This window comes from Opitutia bacterium, from assembly GCA_016217545.1.
Classification (GTDB): Bacteria; Verrucomicrobiota; Verrucomicrobiia; order Opitutales; family Opitutaceae; genus Didemnitutus.
Window position 1 is genome coordinate 1,005,390 of the sequence record JACRHT010000012.1, and the last position, 16,114, is coordinate 1,021,503.

Below are 16,114 nucleotides of genomic sequence, written 5' to 3' on the forward strand. Positions count from 1 at the left end.
TCCCGCCCGGGACACACTGCGGCCGCTCCGCTACTCGCGCGCGCCGAACAGCGCTGTGCCGACGCGGACGAGCGTGCTGCCGGCTGCGATCGCGAGCGCGAAGTCGCCGGACATGCCCATCGAGAGTTCGCGCAGCGGCGTGCCCGCGCGCGCGGCCAGGTCGTCGCGGATCGAACGCAGATTCGCGAAGGTGCGGCGCGCGTGCTCTTCGGTTTCGGCGGGCGTGGCGCCGAGCGGCGCGATGGTCATCAGGCCGTCGATCCGGAGGCTTTTCTTCGCGAGCGCGGCGTCGAGCAGGCGCGGCGCGTCGGCGGGCTCGGCGCCGAATTTGGCGGGATCGTTGCCGGCGTTGATTTGGAGCAAGACGGGCAGGGTCTTGCCGAGTTCGGCGGCGGCGCGATCGAGGTGATTGAGGAGCTTCTCGCTGTCGACGCTTTGCACGCGGTCGAAGTGCTGCGCGGCGAGCCGGGCCTTGTTCGATTGGAGATGGCCGATGAGTTCCCAGTGCAGCGACGCGGCGCTGGCGCTGAGGCCGGCGCGTTTTTCGATCGCCTCCTGCACGCGATTCTCGCCCACGGCGGGCAAGCCATAGCGGGCGACATACTCCGCGGCGGCAGCGGGATGCGTCTTCGTCACGGGCAACAGGAGCACGTCGCGCGGATCGCGGCCCGCCTGTCGGCAGGCTTCGTCCATCAGAGCCCGCAACTTATCGGCGCGGGCTTGGAAGGTCTCGAAATCGATAAACATCTATGAGGGCCGCTTTTAGATTGGTTTCCAGATAAGTGCCGTTTATACGGGTGCTCCATTTCGCCGCCATGCAAATCGAAAACTTCAAGATTTTCGCGGACCTTGTGGAGACCAAGTCGTTCTCCAAGGCCGCGAAGTTAAATGGCATCACGCAGTCGGCGGTCAGTCAGCAGGCGCGCTCCATGGAGCGCAACTTCAAGACCCTGATGATCGACCGCTCGCAGAAGCAGTTCAATCTGACGCGTGAGGGCCAGCGCATCTACGACGCGGCGAAGGAGATCCTCCACGTCTACGAGAAGCTCCTCAGCGAGCTCCAGGAGATGAAGAAGGTCATCAGCGGCACGATCCGCATCTCGACCATCTACTCCATCGGCCTCCACGAGCTGCCGCCCTATATCAAGAAATTCCTGCACGATTACCCCTCGGTCAACGTGCGCATCGAGTATCGCCGCTCGAACCTCGTCTACGAAGACATCCTGCACAACTCGGTCGACTTCGGCCTCGTGGCGTTCCCGCAGAAGCTTCGCCAGATCGAGACGATCCCATTCCGCAACGACCGCCTCGTGCTCATCACGCACCCGAATCACGCGCTCGCGAAGACGACCGACGTCGACCTCAAGACGCTCGCCGGCCACAAGTTCATCGGCTTCGACCCCGACATCCCGACGCGCAAGGCCGTCGACCAGATTTTCCGCGACAACAAGCTCGAGATCACGCCGGTCATGGAATTCGACAACATCGAGACGGTGAAGCGCGCCGTCGAGATCGACCACGGCATCGCCATCGTCCCGCAGGCGACTGTCGTGCAGGAAGTGCGGCAGGGGACGCTTTCGGCCATCGCTTTCAAGGGCAAGGAATTCACCCGTCCGCTCGCCATCCTTCACCGCAAGGGCCGCGTGCTCACCCCGGCGATGAAGAAATTCATCGAGACGCTCAGCGCCGAGGCGGCCGCGGCCGACGCGGCGGCGTCGAAGCCGCTCGTCTGAGTGGAATTCGTCTTTGTTCGCATCCGAGCGCGCCCGCAACGGCGCGCTTTTGTTTTGCCGGGCAATGGCCCGGGAAAATTCGCTGGAAGAATCCGCCGGCCTGCATCCTCTCACGAACATGCGATCCCTCTTTCGTTTCCTCGTAGCCACGGCGACTTTCGCGGTGGCCAGCCTGATTCCCGCGCTCGCCGCGGATCTTCCCGTCGTCAAGAAGGCCCCCGAGATCAACGTCACGACCCTCGACGGCAAACCGCTCACCGCCGCCGACCTGAAGGGCAAGGTCGTGGTCGTCGATTTCTGGGCCACGTGGTGCGGTCCGTGCGTTGCGGAGATTCCCGGCTACGTCGCGCTGCAGAAGAAATACGGCAAGGACGGCCTCGTGATCATCGGGGTGTCGATGGACCGTCCACCGCTCGACAAGGTGAAGAAATTCGCCGCGAAGAACGGCATGAACTACGCCATCGTGATGGGCGAGGACGGGGCGCTCGCCGAAGCCTTCGGCGGCTTCGACGCGATCCCGACGACCTTCCTCATCGATCGCCAAGGCAACATCCGCCACCAGAAGACGGGTTCGATGGAGCACGATGAATACGAGGCGCTCGTGAAGCAGCTGCTCTGAGCCGCGCCGCGCTTTTGACGTTGAAGCCGGACCCTCGGGTCCGGCTTTCTCTTTGTTTCGCGTGAACTTCCCGCTGCATCTGCTGATTCCGGTCGCCTGCGCGCTGCTCTACGTGCTGGCGGCGCTCACCATCAAGCGCGCATCGGCGTTCGGCGTTGGCGTGTGGCGCACGAGCTTCGTGGCGAACTGGATCATGTTCGCCGTTTTTCTCCCGTGGTGGTTCTGGCAGGGTGGACGAATGCACCCGCTTGCGGACTACTGGCAACCCGCCGTGACCGCGCTGTGTTTCCTCGGCGGACAAATCTTCATCTTTCTCGCGCTGAGCAAGGGCGACGTCTCGGTCACGACACCGGTAATGGGCACGAAGGTGATTCTCGTCGCGCTTTTCAGCAGCTTGCTGCGCGTCGGCGACGTGCCGCTGAAGTGGTGGTTCGGTGCCGCGCTCAGCGCTGGTGCGGTGGCGCTGTTGCACGCCGGCGAGAAGCACGGGCAACGTCGCCACGTCGGCACTGCGGTGGCGCTCGCGACGGCCAGCGCGTTGTCCTACGGCCTCGGCGACGTGCTCATGCAGAAGTGGGTGCCGGCGTGGGGCACGGCGAGCTACTTCCCGGCGATGTTCTTCCTCGTCGGCGTCTACTCCTTCGCGTTCGTGCCGTTTTTCAGCGCGCCGCTGTCGGCGCTCGATGGCCAGGCGTGGCGCTGGGTTTCGCTCGGCGGCGTGTTTCTCGCGCTCAACAACGCCGGCATCGTGCTGACGCTCGGCATCTGGGGCGGCGCGACGGCAGTGAACATCGTCTACAGCGTGCGCGGGCTGTTCAGCGTGCTCGCGGTGTGGGCGATCGGGCACTGGTTCGCCAGCACGGAGCAACACCTCGCGCCCGGCGTGCTGCGGTTCCGTTTCATCGGCGCGGCGCTGATGATCGGCGCGATTGCCCTCGTGTTAGTCTAGCTTCGCGAAGGCTTCGCGCGCCCGCACCTTGGCGGGCTCGTCGTGCTTGCTGCGCGAGGGCATGGCGAGTCCGCGCTGCCAGGCGGTGCGTGCTTGGGCGGTGTCTCCAGTCGCAAGGTAGGCGAAACCCAGGTCGAGCCAGTGATTGAGTTCGTCGGGCTCGAGTTGGGTCGCGCGCTCCAAATGAGTTACCGCCTCGTTCGGGTTGGCCGGCGGCAAGCCGCCGTAGATGAGCCGGACGAGGAGACGCGCCGTGGCGCCGAGCTCGCTCACCTCGTAGTGCCAGCGTCCGAGGACGTGGTGCGCCCACGCGTAGGTCGGATCGATTTCGAGAGCGCGTTCGGCGTCAGCCTTAACGAGGCGCGACAACCGGATCTTCTCGCGCGTGCCGCTGTAGACGGCGAGCTTGCCGCGTGCGATGGCGACCGAGAGCACGTTGACGGCATTGCGCGGTTCGAGCGCGGCGGCCTTTTCGGCGTAGGCGAGCGCCAGCGTGGCGTAGCGGCGGCGCTCCTCGTCGGTCATCTGCTCGACGACCAAGTCGGAGTATTGCCGGGCAATTTTTTGCAGGATGAACGCGCTCTGGGGCACCTCTTTTTCCGCCGCGAGGAAGCCCGCGAGTGCAGCGCGCGAATCGAGCCGGGCCTCGGCGGCGAGCGCGTCCGCGAGCGACGTGGCGCGGCCGCTGGCGACGGCGCCGAGGGCGAGCAGAAGAATCGCGGGTAGCCGCCACATGCGGGAGTTACGCCCGACCGACCGCCTCGGGCGCACGAAAAATTGCATTTGGAGCGAAAGCGGCTGACTTGGCGGCATGCAACTTCCCCCGCGCATCGAAGGTGTCGTCGAAACCATCCTTTACGTCGACGACGTGCCGCGTGCGGTGGCGTTTTATCGCGATGTGCTCGGTCTGAATGTCCTGGGCGGCGACGGCGTGCGCTTTCAGGCGCTGAATCCCGGTGGCCGTCAGGTGCTGCTGCTCTTCAAGCGAGGTGGCACGCTCGTGTCTTTGACCCTGCCGGGAGGCGTGATTCCGCCGCACGACGGCAGCGGCTCGTCGCACATCGGCCTCGCGATCATGCACGAGGCCTACGAACCGTGGAAGGCGAAGCTCGCGGCCGCGGGCGTGTCGATCGAGAGTGAGGCGAAATGGGAGCGTGGAGGCCGCAGCATGTATTTCCGCGACCCGGACGGTCACTTGCTCGAACTCGTCACGCCCGGCATCTGGCCGAACTACTGAGGGCGCTCAGCGTTTCTGGAAGAGGTAGTGGCTGACGTGCCACTCCTCGCCGTCGCGGAACCACCAGAGCTCGGCGCAGGCGAGATAGAACACGCGCCACCACACCCACCAGCGCGTCGCGTTCTCGCGGCCGTAGGTGGCGGCGAAGAGCGGCAGGATCGCTTCGCGGTGTCGATCCATGTTTTGCAGCCAGTGCTCGGCGGTGCGCGCGTAGTGCGTGCCGTTGACCTTCCAGTCGCTCACGAGACGGAGGTCATCCTGAAACTGTTTGAACAGGTCGTGCGACGGCATCATGCCGCCGGTGAAAAAGTAGCGGCTCATCCAGTCGGTATCGTCGCGCGCCACGAAATGATACGGGAAACGCGAGTGCGTGAACACGTGGGCGAAGAACATGCCACCCGGTCGCAGCCAGCGCGCGATGTTGGCCATCAGACGCGGCCAGTTTTTCATGTGCTCGAACATCTCGACCGAGACGACGCGGTCGAATTGGCCCGCGGCGATGTCGAACTCGTTCATGTCGCAGGTGACGATCTGGACATTGGTCAGGCCGCGCCGTTTGGCTTCGCCGAGGATGTGAGTGCGCTGCGTGCGCGAGTGGGAGACCCCGGTGATCCGCGCAGCGGGATATTTTTCCGCCATCCAGAGCGTGAGCGAGCCCCAGCCGCAGCCGAGTTCGAGGATGTCGAGCCCGTCGCGGAGCTGCGCGCGTTCGCAGGTGAGCGCGAGCATGGCTTCCTCGGCTTCGGCCAGAGTTTCACGGCCGGTTGCGTAGAAGCACGAGGAGTATTTCAGGCGAGGCCCGAGGCAGAGTTCGTAGAAGCGCGTCGGCACCTCGTAGTGCTGCTCCTTCGACTCGGCGGTGTTGATCGCGATCGGCATCGCGCGCAACTCCTCGGCGAAGCGCACCGTGGCGGCGTTGGCCGACGGGGCGTCGATTTCGTGCAGGCGCTGGCGGAGCAGGCGGCGGATGCCGAAGCGGATGACCGGATCGGGCAGGAGATCGCGGCGGAGCAGGGAATCGATCATGGGAGATGGCGCGGAAACCACGGCACGAAGGCGCTCGTGGTTTGCTGGTAGCGGCGGTAGGCGTCGCCTTTCGAGCGGAGCGACTGTTCCTCGGTGAGTGGAATGCCGGTGACCCGCAGCAGGAGAAACAGAATCGATGCGGGAGCAACGAGGCCGAGCCAGCCCCACGACGAGCCAAGTGCGAAGAGCGCGTAGGCGACCCACACGAGCCATTCGAAGAAATAGTTCGGATGCCGGCTGTAGCGCCAGAGGCCGGCGTCGCAGACGCGGGCGCGGTTGGCTGGGTCGCGTTTGAAGGCTGCGAGTTGGGCGTCCGCGATGGTTTCACCGGTGAGGGCGCACAACCAGAGCGCCACGCCGGCGATTTCCAGCGCGGAGAACGCCGGGGCGGGGTTCACGACTGGCAGGAGAAACGGAAGCGTGAGGAGAACGATCGAACCGGCCTGCAGCTGGAAGAAGCCGAACATCTTCGGCGCAAAATTGCCGGCCCAGTCGCGCCGCAGCTGCACGTAGCGGCCGTCTTCCACGGGGTGGTGGCTCGCGACCCGTCGCAGCAAGTGCGTGCCAAGGCGTCCGGCCCAAAGCGTGACGAGCGCCGCCACGACCAATCGCCGCGGGAGCCAGCCCGGTCCGGCCAAGGCATAGAACCACGCGACCGGTGCGAAGGCGTAGGACCACGCGACGTCGACAATGCCGTAGTTGTCGATTCGCCGCGCAACGAAATAGAGCCCAGCGAAAGCGAGGCATAGCGCGGCGAGCGCGACGGAGGCGAGGAGGACAGCGGTCACTTCCCACTTACGGGTGAGCGGAGCGGGCGGATGCGAGGCGTTTCAGGATGGGCCGCGTCACGAGCCAGACGCCGCCCACCAAGAGCGGTAGGGAGAGAACCCAGGCGCTGAGGGCGTGCAGCCCCATGAGACCGAAGCGGGACCAAAACTCACGTTGGGAGGCGAGAAACACGCGGCTGACCTCCTGCGGATCGAAGGGCAGCGCTTCCGCACCGTAGAGCGCCGCGCCGAGTTTCACGTAGACGGGGATCAGTGCGAGCTGCACGGGCCAAAGGAGCTGATTGACGAGGTGAATGATCGGCTGGTTCAGCCGCAGTGCCGCCGCGGCCACGAAGCACAAGGCGGTGGTGAAGCCGAGAAAGGGAAACACGCCGCACGCGAGTCCGACGCCGAGGGTGAGCGCGATGCGGTCGGGCGTGATGCCTTGCGTGAGTTGCGCGACGATGGGTTGGACGACGCGGCGCTGCCAGAAACCGGGGCGCACGGGCTCCTTCACGCGAGAAGATAAATGCCCACGGAGATGGCGGCGAGTGCGCCGGGCAACGCGAGGCGGCCGTCGTTGCGGTGCGCGAAGACGTCGACGAGCGGGGCGTTCGCCGGCACGGCGAAGAGCTCGCGCAACATGTAGGTCGCCATGGCGATGTTGCCGAGCAACACGATGCTGACGAACCAGAGCACGCGGGCGCCGAGTGAGCCCTCTTTCCACGCCACCCAGACGAAGAAGGTGATGAACGCCCAATAGGCGTCGAAGAGCGTGGCTATCACCCACGGCTCGCGGAACGTGGCGCTGCGCGCAAACTCGCCGAGCGGCTGATGCAGGCTGGCCCAGCTCGTGACGGCGAGCATCGAGGCGATGACGGCGATGAAGAGAAAGCGGAGGAACCAAATCATTGAAGTAGCCAGTAGACGGGGAGGGTGGGAACGCTAGGCCCGCCGCGTGGGTGTCATCACGTGCTCGGCGGGCCCAGCGGTCCCGCCCTACCTCACGCGGCGCGGGTGGTCAGAAACTCAAATTGTTCGGGCGGGTGTGGACGGTTTGGACGACGGAGATGTTGCGGAGGGCGAAGGCTGCTTCGCAGTAGGCGAGGTAGTAATCCCACTTGCGGACAAACCGGTCGTCGAATCCGAGCGCGCGCACGCGATCGAGTTTCTGATGGAAGCCGTCGCGCCACGTGCGGAGCGTGCGCGCGTAGTCGCGGCCCATGTCCTCGAGACCGTGGAGCACGAAGCCGCCCTCGCGGGCGAAGAGGTCGTTGAGGCGATTGGCCGAGAGGAGGAGCGAGCCGGGGAAAATATGTTTCTGGATGAAATCGACGCCGCGGCGGAAGGCGTCGTAGCGCGAATCCGGGCAGGTGATGAACTGGAGTGCGATGAGGCCCTCGGGCTTGAGGAGACGGGCGCAGGCGGCGGCGTAGTCGCGGAGGAATTCGTGGCCGACCGCCTCGAGCATTTCGATGGAGACGATCTTGTCGAACTGGCCGGTGACGTCGCGGTAGTCCTGCAGGCGCACCTCGATGCGGTCGCTCAATCCCGCGGCGGCGATGCGTTTGACGGCGAGATCGTGCTGCTGCTGCGAAATCGTGAGCGTGGTGACGCGGCAGCCGTAGTGTTGCGCGGCGTGCAGGCTCCAGCCGCCCCAGCCGGTGCCGATCTCGAGCACGTGATCGGTCGGGCGAAGGTGGAGCTTGCGGCACAGCGCGTCGTTTTTGGCGACTTGGGCCTCGCGGAGCGTCGCTTCCGTCGACTGCCACTTCGCGGCGGAATACATCATCGTGTCGTCAAGCCAGAGGGAAAAGAAGTCGTTGGAGAGGTCGTAGTGCTCCGCGATGTTGCGGCGCGAGTTCTCGCGCGTGTTGGCGCGCAGCGCGTGGCTGAAGCGGTTGGCGAAGCGGAGCAGGTTGAGCGCGAGATTCTTCGCGCGTTTCGAGCCGGAGAGCGTGGGCGCGTGCTCGACGTTGAGGATGAACCAGCCGATGAGCGAGGTGAGGTCCGGTGTGTCCCAATCGCCGTCGATGAACGATTCGGCGAAGCCGATGTCGCCGCCGAGGAGGCATTGCTGGAAGAAGCGCGCGCGGCGGACGCGGAGCACGGCGCCGTTGGAGACGGCGGGAGCGACTTCGCGCGCGACGAAGGCGCGCTCGCCGAAGAGGCGGGCGGTGCCGTCGGGCAGCTCGACCCGCAGCTGGCCGCGCGGCATCTGCGCGAAGGCGTCGAGCACGGCGCGTTCGGCGAACGAAGAGGGGCGGGAAATTTCGGGGGCGAGCGACGGAGCGGTGGTGGCTTTGGACGAGCTCATGACTTGGCGGAGGCGACAGAGGCGTGGGGACGGTAGAGGTCGCGCTGATCGGCGGCGCGGGCGGCTTTCGCGAACCAAGGGATGCGCTTCAGCCAAAGAATCAAGGCGTGCCAGTGAATGAGGGTGATGACGCGCAGCGTGAGGAGCGGATATTTCAACGTGAACCAAGCGAGGCGCGCGTCGGTAAGGTCGGCGCGCGGGCCGTGCAACATGCTGATGAGCGAGCGTTCGCCAGCGATGTAGTCGTCGATCTGGACGGAGAGGCGTTCGCCGGGCGTGCGCAGCGTGAAATCGAACTCCACGTCGACGTCGGAGAAGGGCGAGACGTAGAAATTCTTCGGCGCGCGGAGATGAAAGGTCGTTTCGCCGGCGCGTTCGCTGACGTGGAACGGCTTCATCTCGCGAAAGGTGTTAGTCACTTCGGCGATGGCGGTGAGCGGCGCGCCGGTGCGGTCGAAGCAGAAGTAGAACGAAACGGGATTGAAGAGATAGCCGGCGACGCGGGGAAGCGTCACGAGGACGACGCGGCCGCCAGCGAGGTCGATGCCCCGGTCGGCGAGCCAGGCGAGGACGCGTTGTTTTAGGTTGAGGCCGGGCGCGGCGGCTGGGCGCGTCGATGACGTGGATCGCGGCGGGCCCAATGGTCCCGCCCTACCGCCAGCGTCGAGGTTGTGGAGGGGTTCGTGTGTCGGAAAGAAATCGGACTCGCGGAGGCTGTAGAGGTTGGCGCGGCCGACGGAAAAGAGGCGGAGGCGGGCGTGCAGCGACTCCAGCTCGTCGAGGTCGACGGCGAAGTAGAATAGCCGGTAGTCGAAGCGGTGAGGCTTCGGCGTGAGGCGGTGGTGCATCACGCGGCATTCGTAGAGACAGGAATTCACGTCGGACTCAGGCGGTGGCGAGTTCAGCGGCGGCGGTGGAGCCGTCGCTGCTCCATGGGTCGCGGCCGAGGAGGAGTTGGGCGAGGTTCACGGCGGAGAGCAGGCCGTCTTCGTGGAAACCGTAGCGCGTCCACGCGCCGCAGAAGAACGTCTCCGTGGCGCCGAGGGCGCGCGAGTTGAGCGTGGGAATCTCGCGTTGCGCGCGGATGGCGCCGAGCGTGAACAGCGGGTGCTCGTAGGCGATCGTGCGGAGGGTCTTTTTCGGATCGATGCGATCGGCTCCGTTGATGGAGACGAAATAGTTCTCGCGCTCGGAGACGCCTTGGAGGCGGTTCATCCAATAGATGGTCATCGGCTCGGCGACGCCGTGCGGGTCGCGGGCGATGGAGTAGTTCCAAGCGGACCAGGCCATCTTGGTGCGTGGCATGACGGCGTCGTCGGTGTGGAGCGTGGCGACATTGGGCTGGTATTGGAACTCGGAGAGCAGGCGCGTCTCGTCGGGCGTGGCGTCGGCGAGGAGCGCGAGGGATTCGTGGCCGTGCGCGGCGAGGATGACTTTGTCGAAGCGCTCGGTGCGGCGGTCCTCGGTGGTGAGGAGCGCGCCGTCGGGAGTGCGGCGCACGGCGATGACGCGTGCGTCGTGACGGATGCGGTCCCGCCAGGGTGTGGTGAGGCGCGTGACGTATTGTTGCGCGCCGCCGTCGACGGTCCACCACTGGTGTTGCGTGTGCAGGCCGAGGAAGCCGTGGTTGTGGAAAAAGCGGAGCAGTGTGCGCGCGGGGAACTGGAGCATCTTCGCCGGCGGCGTGGACCACACGGCGCTGCTCATGGGAATGACGTAGAGATTGAGGAAGTCGGCGCCGTAGCCGCGGCGGCGCACGTAGTCGGCGAGGGTGACGTCGGCCCACTCGGGGTGGTCGAGGGCGTCGAGCGCCTCGCGGTTGAAGCGGTCGATCTGCAGCAGCATGCGGTAGAACGACGGGCGCAGGAGATTGCGGCGCTGGCAGAAGAGGTGGTTGAGCGACGAGCCGCAGAACTCGAGGCCGGTGTCCTCGTGGCGCACGCTGAAGGACATGTCGGTTTTCTTCACGGGCACGTCGAGCTGCGCGAAGAGCCGCGTGAGCTGCGGGTAGGTCTCGTAGTTGAAGACCATGAAGCCGGTGTCGATCGGGAGCGGACGTCCTGTGCCGCGCTCGGGCACGGTGACGGTGTTGGTGTGGCCGCCCGTGTAGCGGTTCTGCTCGAAGAGCGTGACGTCGAAGTCGCGATGGAGGAAATGCGCGCAACCGAGGCCGGAGATGCCGGTGCCGACGATTGCGAGAGTGGGGCGAGCCATGCCCATCTTACGGGCGGATGGCGGGGATGGATTCAGCGCGCCGGAAGATTTCCGTTCCGCGGGGCGTCTGGCGACCGGTCTGGCGACGTAGCTAGGGTTTTCCCCAAGCCATGATATCTGAAGCGCGGATTGCCCTGCGATCGTTGGCCAAGACGCCGGGTTTCACGGCGGCGGCGGTGCTTACGTTGGCGGCGGCGATCGCGGCGGCCAGCGCGCTGTTCAGCGCGCTCCAGCAGTTTGTCCTCAATCCGGTCTCGTTGCCGGAGCCGCAGCGGCTGGTGCACGTTTGGTCGAGGAATGTGTCGCGCAACACGGATTTCCCGACGATTTCCTGGCCGCGGGCCGAGGCGATCCAAAGGGCGCAGACGAGCTGCGCGGTGGTGTCGGTTTCGGCGTTCGACGCCCGCACCTTGACCGGTGTCGGCGAACCCACGCAGTTGACGCTCACGCGGGCGGCGCCGGAATCTCACGCGCGAAGAAAGCGTCGCGGGCGGGGCGAACGCGATCATGCTGAGTCACAAAATTTGGCAGACTCGTTTTGGTGGACGCGATGATGTGGTCGGCACGACGATCCGTCTCGGCGGCGCTGCCTACCAAGTGATCGGCGTGCTGCCACCGCTGGGACGTCCTTTCGCGGAGGTGGACGGTGTCGTCGGAAAACCGCTCGAGCTGTCGGATGCGACGCCGCAACAGATCCAAAACGGCGTGGGCTACTTCGAAATCTACGCCCGATTGCGGCCGGGCGTGACGCTCGAGCAGGCGAATGAGGAATTGCGCACGATCGCGGCTAACGATGCGCGGGAGCAACCGGCGCGCGCGGATGCGGAGAACGTGAACGCGTATCACGAAGTGATCGACGACGTGGCGGGGGATCTCCGCCCGGCTTTCTACGCGCTGCTCGGCGCGGTCGTGGCGGTGCTGCTGATCGCGTGCGCCAACAACAGCCTACACCGTCGAAGGACAACCGGTGCGGCCGGCGGCGCAGCGCGGTCGCGCGGCGATGACGATGATCGCGCAATGGGCGGAGGCTGGCGATCCGGCCGCGGCGCGCGATCCAGCGGCGTTGCAGGCGGTGATGCGTCAAGCCGTGGCGAGCGTCGATCCGCAGCAGGCGATTTCGTATTTCTACACGTTGGATTTTCTGCGCGAGCGGGCGATGGGCGGGCTGCGCCTCGTGGCGGTGGGGTTGTTGCTTGGGTTGGCCGGTGCGATGGCGGCCTCGCGGGCGATCCGCAGCTTGTTGGTCGATGTGCCGGCTTTTGATGCAGGCATATATTTGGCGGCGGCGGGGCTGTTCGGCGCGGTGGCTTTGGTGGCGTGTCTCGTGCCGGCGTTGCGGGCGTCGCGGGTGGATCCGATCGTGGCCTTGCGCAACGAGTGAGGCGGGCAGGGCGGCAAAACAAAGCCCCGCGGTAAGGCGGGGCTCGGTGGGTCAGGCGCGCGAAAGGCGCTGGGGCGAAGTGTGGCTGCCGCTCAGGTCGTCGGCGGGAGCGGGTTCTGGTTTTGCGGGGAAGTCGCGGGCGGTTGCTGCGCGAGTTCGGAGACGTCCTTGTGGATCGCGGGGCCGTCTTTCTTCTGCATCTGCGCGGCGACTTCGGGCGAGTTCACCGTCGCGATGGCGATGGCGGCGGCGGTGGGAACGACGCGGCGGAGAGTGTTGATCTCCTCCTGCACGGAAGAAATGGAGACGCGGCGGATGGTGTCGGCGTGGGCGTTGCGCTCGGCTTCCTCGTAGATGGATTTCGGGACGGACTTGAGGCCCCAGATGAAGCCGGTGAGTGAGAGGGCCTTCAGGCCGTAGTAGGTGGGATCGATTTCCCACCAATAGAAACCGTTGCGCGTGGAGGATTGGTAGCGGTGGTGGTTGTTGTGCCAGCCTTCGCCGAGGCAGACGATCGCGAGGATGAAACTGTTGCGCGAGTCGTCGGTGGTGTGGAAGCGGCGCTTGCCCCAGAGATGGGTGAAGGAGTTGATCGACGCGGTGCCGTGGAAGAGGGCGGTGGTGCTGATGAAGAAGCCCCAGACGAGGAGTTGTGAAGCGCTGGTGCCCAGCGAGGGCGCGACGGTCTCGAGCAGCGCGCCGAGGCCAAACAGGCCGAGCGCGAAGAGCACGGGGACCACGATGTCGAAGCGGTTCAGCCAGACGAGCTCGGGGTATTTGGTGAGGTCCTTGACCTTCGAGTAGTCGGTGGGGAAGTTGCGCTTCGAGGTGATCCAACCGATGTGCGACCAGAGGAAGCCGTGGACGTGCGGCGAGTGGGCGTCTTCCTCGTCGTCGGAGTGCAGGTGGTGGTGGCGGTGGTGATAGGCCCACCAGAGCGGACCGCGCTGGACGGTGGTGCCTGCCCAGAGCGCGAGGAGGAATTGGCCAAAGCGCGACGTGCTGTAGGTTTTGTGCGAGAAGTAGCGGTGCAGGATGCCGGTGACGGCAAACATGCGCACGACGTAGAGGAACACCGCGGTCCAGACGGCGAACCAGCTCCAGCCCACCCAGATCACTCCGAGGCAGCCGAGGTGGAGCACGATGAACGGAATGCAGCGGACGAGGTTCACGCCGTCCGGCTGGGCGCGGATGGCTTCGGGGGATTCAAGGGTGTAGTCGGAATCGACCCACTGAACGAGCGAGGCGCCGAAGCGGCGGAGAGAAGCGAGAGGAGATGACACGAGACGGAGACGAGAGGTTGAATCCGGACGGAAGCTCCACCTCACGGTGGGCGCAAGCGCCCAATGCGAGCAGCGGAGATTTTGTTGCTGGTTTCTACGTGTCGCTCAGAGGCACGAAGGCAAAAAGAAAGCCGCCTCCGAGGAGGCGGCTGAAAGTGAAATCGCTGACGCGAAGCGGTGTCGATCAGCGCGGGCTGGCCGAACCTTGGTTGACCGGCTGCTCGGCCGGCTGCTGCTGCTGCTGGTCCTGGTCCTGCTGCTGCTGCTGCCCCGCATCGTTGCCCTGCTGCTGCTGCGTATTCTGCTGGGTGGCCTGCGCGACTTGCTGAGTGACACTCGGAGCTGCGGCCACAACGACGGGGTTTAGCGAAATGGCGGTGGCGCTTTGGGTGATAGCGTTCGCGATAGCCGGAGCGGCGGCCTGAACGGCGGGCGAGGCAGCAACGGTAGCGGTGCTCACCGCAATTTGCGCAGCCGTTGCGGGCGCAGCGGCGATGACGTTCGGTTGCGAAGCGACAGAGACCGCGGATTGTGCCACTTGGGCGGCGACCTGCGGAGCAGCGGCGGAGACGGTGGGGTTGGCCACGATCGAGGCGGCCGAGGCGGCGAGGCTGGCCGCTTGGGCGGGATTCGAGGCGGCCAGCGTGGTGGCGATCTGCGCCACTGTTTGGGCGAGGGCGGCGGCGGCGGCAGGTGTGGCCGTGTTGGCGGCTTGCGCGACGGCTTGGCCGATTTGGGCGGCCAGCGCGGGATTGGTGCGCGCCAGAGCCGCGAGCGCTGGGGCATTACCCGTGGCGATGGCCCGCTGGACCTGAGCCGCGAGCGGGGGCGGCAGAGCTTGGTTTGACCGGGGCGGCGCTCCAATATCCGGTGGCGGCGTGCCCTGGGCGAACGAATTGACGGAGGAAAGAACCAAACCGGCGGCGACGCCGAGGATCGAGAGTGTGCGTGTGAGTTTCATGGTCAGCGAGTGGGTCAACGTCGGATTCAATGACGAAAGGTTAGGAAGAACAAAAGCAAATTCTTTGCCCGCTTGGACATAGTTAGCTCTCCGGCTCAGTGGCGACGAGCAGGGAGAGCAAAGCGAGGATGATAACGGACACTAACATGACGGGTGTTTCGGTGCTGATTCAGAGCGACTTGAGCAGGATTTGTTCCTGCGCTCGCCGCTTGTGACGCGTGGAAGGGTCTGAATGGAGGCGGAGTGGTCGCGTGCGCAAGCAAATCGTGCGTCCTCCCAGTCCAATGGCCCATGTTACCAAACATCGCTGGCGTTTTCGGGTCTGTTGGCTCATCTTCGGCGCATGAAAGCTTTGCGCCCACTCCTAATCCTCGCGGGAGCGCTTTGCGGCACGTTGGCCTTCGCCGCCGAAAAGACCTCCACGCCGTCGCCCGTCGAAGTCACCTTCCAGAATCCGGCGGAATTTTCCGATTTCACCGACAGCTCGACATCGCGCGATTCCGGGCAGGAACATCTGATGGATCAGATGCGCGCCCACTTGCAGGATCGGGCTGCGGCTCGCCTCGCGCCGGGCCAGAAGCTCCAAATCAAATTCACGAACGTCGATCTTGCCGGCGATTTTGAGCCGTGGCGCGGTCCGCAGATGAACGACATCCGCATCGTGAAGGACCTCTATCCCCCGCGGGCTACGATCGAGTTCAAGCTGATCAACGCCGACGGCTCGATCGCGGCCCAGGGCGAACGCAAACTCCAGAATCTCGGTTTCCTGATGAGTTCGCCGTTCCCGCGCGACGATTCGCTGCGTTGGGACAAGGATATGCTGAACGACTGGCTCGCGCAGGAATTCCCGCGCAAGAAGTAACCGCGCGGCCGGTTGTGCTTTTTAAATCTTTGAGCGCCGCATGAAGCGGCGCTCTTTCGTTTTGGAGAACGGAGCACGCCTCGCCGGGCGCAGGAAAGTTGGCTTAACGTCTTCGCGGCAAGGGTCTAAAGGTCCGGCGTCCGGAATTGCCCTTGCGTTTACGCCCAGACCGTGGACTGTTCCCGCCGTTCGTTTAGAGTTTTCGAGTTAGATGACAGGATCTGGTGAGTCGTTGGCTGAGCTGCTTGGCTTAAGTGATGATTTGAAACCCACAGTGGGAACGGACTGGCAGCAGACGAGAGCCCTCAACGACATCATCACATGAGCAACTCCAAACTCTACGTCGGTAACCTCTCGTTCCAGACCACCGAAGAAGAACTGCGCGCTCACTTCGAGCAGTTCGGCGCCGTCACCGACATCTATGTCGCGATGGACAAGTTCACGGGCCGCCCGCGCGGCTTCGCGTTCGTGACCATGGGCACGCCGGAAGAGGCGAAGGCCGCCATCGAGAAGACCAACGGTGTCCAACTCGGCGGTCGCGCCCTCCAGGTCAATGAAGCCCGTCCGAAGGAAGACCGTCCGGCTGGCGGCGGCTTCGGCGGCGGCGGCGAGCGTCGCGGCTTCGGCGGCGGCGGTCGCGGTGGCTTCGGCGGTGGCCGTGGCGGCCGCGGCGGCGACCGTGGCGATCGCGGTGGCTTCGGTGGCGGTCGCGACCGTTACTAAGCCGTCTCGTTTGCGCCTCGCAAACTGACTGATTTTCGGGGC

General features: G+C 65.3%; 19 protein-coding genes. 8 read left to right on the top strand and 11 right to left on the bottom strand.

Going from position 1 to position 16,114, the window contains the following annotated elements; all coding sequences use genetic code 11:
• Positions 1-30: 30 nt before the first annotated feature.
• A complete protein-coding gene (locus HZA32_11235; protein ID MBI5424645.1) occupies positions 31-747 on the bottom strand; it encodes a YggS family pyridoxal phosphate-dependent enzyme in 717 nt (238 codons plus the stop codon).
• Positions 748-815: 68 nt separating this feature from the next.
• Here HZA32_11235 and HZA32_11240 point away from each other — a divergent pair, with 68 nt between their 5' ends.
• From HZA32_11240 to HZA32_11250, 3 genes are all read left to right on the top strand, one after another.
• Complete coding sequence (locus tag HZA32_11240) at positions 816-1,733, top strand: LysR family transcriptional regulator (GenBank protein MBI5424646.1); 918 nt, start codon at positions 816-818, stop codon at positions 1,731-1,733.
• A gap of 118 nt (positions 1,734-1,851) precedes the next feature.
• Positions 1,852-2,352, top strand: a complete 501-nt coding sequence (locus tag HZA32_11245; protein MBI5424647.1) for a TlpA family protein disulfide reductase — start codon at positions 1,852-1,854, stop codon at positions 2,350-2,352.
• Between the two features lie 61 nt (positions 2,353-2,413).
• The gene (locus HZA32_11250; protein MBI5424648.1) at positions 2,414-3,301 is read left to right on the top strand and encodes a DMT family transporter; all 888 of its coding nucleotides are present in this window, start codon (positions 2,414-2,416) and stop codon (positions 3,299-3,301) included.
• On the opposite strand, the gene HZA32_11255 is transcribed toward HZA32_11250, so the two are convergent.
• Positions 3,293-4,036 carry a hypothetical protein gene (locus HZA32_11255; protein MBI5424649.1) on the bottom strand — a complete coding sequence of 248 codons (744 nt, stop codon included), beginning with the start codon at positions 4,034-4,036 and terminating at the stop codon, positions 3,293-3,295. The genes HZA32_11250 and HZA32_11255 overlap by 9 nt on opposite strands.
• A gap of 76 nt (positions 4,037-4,112) precedes the next feature.
• Between HZA32_11255 and HZA32_11260 the strand changes: the two genes are divergently transcribed.
• Positions 4,113-4,538 (top strand): VOC family protein, encoded by a 426-nt coding sequence (locus tag HZA32_11260; GenBank protein ID MBI5424650.1) that lies wholly within the window; start codon positions 4,113-4,115, stop codon positions 4,536-4,538.
• 6 nt (positions 4,539-4,544) lie between these two features.
• Here HZA32_11260 and HZA32_11265 read toward each other — a convergent pair whose 3' ends face one another.
• The 7 genes from HZA32_11265 to HZA32_11295 all read right to left on the bottom strand — a co-directional run bounded on the left by HZA32_11265 (position 4,545) and on the right by HZA32_11295 (position 10,862).
• A complete protein-coding gene (locus tag HZA32_11265; GenBank protein ID MBI5424651.1) occupies positions 4,545-5,564 on the bottom strand; it encodes a class I SAM-dependent methyltransferase in 1,020 nt (339 codons plus the stop codon).
• Positions 5,561-6,352 carry a DUF1295 domain-containing protein gene (locus HZA32_11270; protein MBI5424652.1) on the bottom strand — a complete coding sequence of 264 codons (792 nt, stop codon included), beginning with the start codon at positions 6,350-6,352 and terminating at the stop codon, positions 5,561-5,563. The genes HZA32_11265 and HZA32_11270 overlap by 4 nt, the downstream gene beginning before the upstream one ends.
• A gap of 7 nt (positions 6,353-6,359) precedes the next feature.
• Positions 6,360-6,848: a DUF2062 domain-containing protein gene (locus HZA32_11275; protein ID MBI5424653.1), complete on the bottom strand. Its 489-nt coding sequence runs from the start codon at positions 6,846-6,848 to the stop codon at positions 6,360-6,362.
• Positions 6,845-7,243, bottom strand: a complete 399-nt coding sequence (locus HZA32_11280) for a DUF1475 family protein (GenBank protein MBI5424654.1) — start codon at positions 7,241-7,243, stop codon at positions 6,845-6,847. The genes HZA32_11275 and HZA32_11280 overlap by 4 nt, the downstream gene beginning before the upstream one ends.
• Positions 7,244-7,352: 109 nt before the next feature.
• Positions 7,353-8,648: a class I SAM-dependent methyltransferase gene (locus HZA32_11285; GenBank protein MBI5424655.1), complete on the bottom strand. Its 1,296-nt coding sequence runs from the start codon at positions 8,646-8,648 to the stop codon at positions 7,353-7,355.
• Entirely contained in the window at positions 8,645-9,526 is an 882-nt protein-coding gene (locus HZA32_11290) for a DUF1365 domain-containing protein (GenBank protein MBI5424656.1), read from the bottom strand. Before HZA32_11290 ends, HZA32_11285 begins: the two co-directional genes overlap by 4 nt.
• Positions 9,527-9,533: 7 nt before the next feature.
• Entirely contained in the window at positions 9,534-10,862 is a 1,329-nt protein-coding gene (locus HZA32_11295) for an FAD-dependent oxidoreductase (GenBank protein MBI5424657.1), read from the bottom strand.
• Between the two features lie 110 nt (positions 10,863-10,972).
• Between HZA32_11295 and HZA32_11300 the strand changes: the two genes are divergently transcribed.
• Together HZA32_11300 and HZA32_11305 are read left to right on the top strand one after the other, a co-directional pair.
• Entirely contained in the window at positions 10,973-11,416 is a 444-nt protein-coding gene (locus tag HZA32_11300) for a hypothetical protein (protein ID MBI5424658.1), read from the top strand.
• Positions 11,367-12,125 carry an ABC transporter permease gene (locus tag HZA32_11305; GenBank protein ID MBI5424659.1) on the top strand — a complete coding sequence of 253 codons (759 nt, stop codon included), beginning with the start codon at positions 11,367-11,369 and terminating at the stop codon, positions 12,123-12,125. Before HZA32_11300 ends, HZA32_11305 begins: the two co-directional genes overlap by 50 nt.
• A 210-nt stretch (positions 12,126-12,335) precedes the next feature.
• On the opposite strand, the gene HZA32_11310 is transcribed toward HZA32_11305, so the two are convergent.
• Together HZA32_11310 and HZA32_11315 are read right to left on the bottom strand one after the other, a co-directional pair.
• Positions 12,336-13,526 (bottom strand): acyl-CoA desaturase, encoded by a 1,191-nt coding sequence (locus tag HZA32_11310; protein ID MBI5424660.1) that lies wholly within the window; start codon positions 13,524-13,526, stop codon positions 12,336-12,338.
• A 184-nt stretch (positions 13,527-13,710) separates the two neighbouring features.
• Complete coding sequence (locus HZA32_11315; GenBank protein ID MBI5424661.1) at positions 13,711-14,487, bottom strand: hypothetical protein; 777 nt, start codon at positions 14,485-14,487, stop codon at positions 13,711-13,713.
• A gap of 343 nt (positions 14,488-14,830) precedes the next feature.
• Here HZA32_11315 and HZA32_11320 point away from each other — a divergent pair, with 343 nt between their 5' ends.
• Entirely contained in the window at positions 14,831-15,349 is a 519-nt protein-coding gene (locus HZA32_11320) for a DUF3016 domain-containing protein (protein MBI5424662.1), read from the top strand.
• Positions 15,350-15,670: 321 nt separating this feature from the next.
• Positions 15,671-16,072, top strand: a complete 402-nt coding sequence (locus HZA32_11325) for an RNA-binding protein (protein ID MBI5424663.1) — start codon at positions 15,671-15,673, stop codon at positions 16,070-16,072.
• The last annotated feature ends 42 nt before the right edge of the window (positions 16,073-16,114 follow it).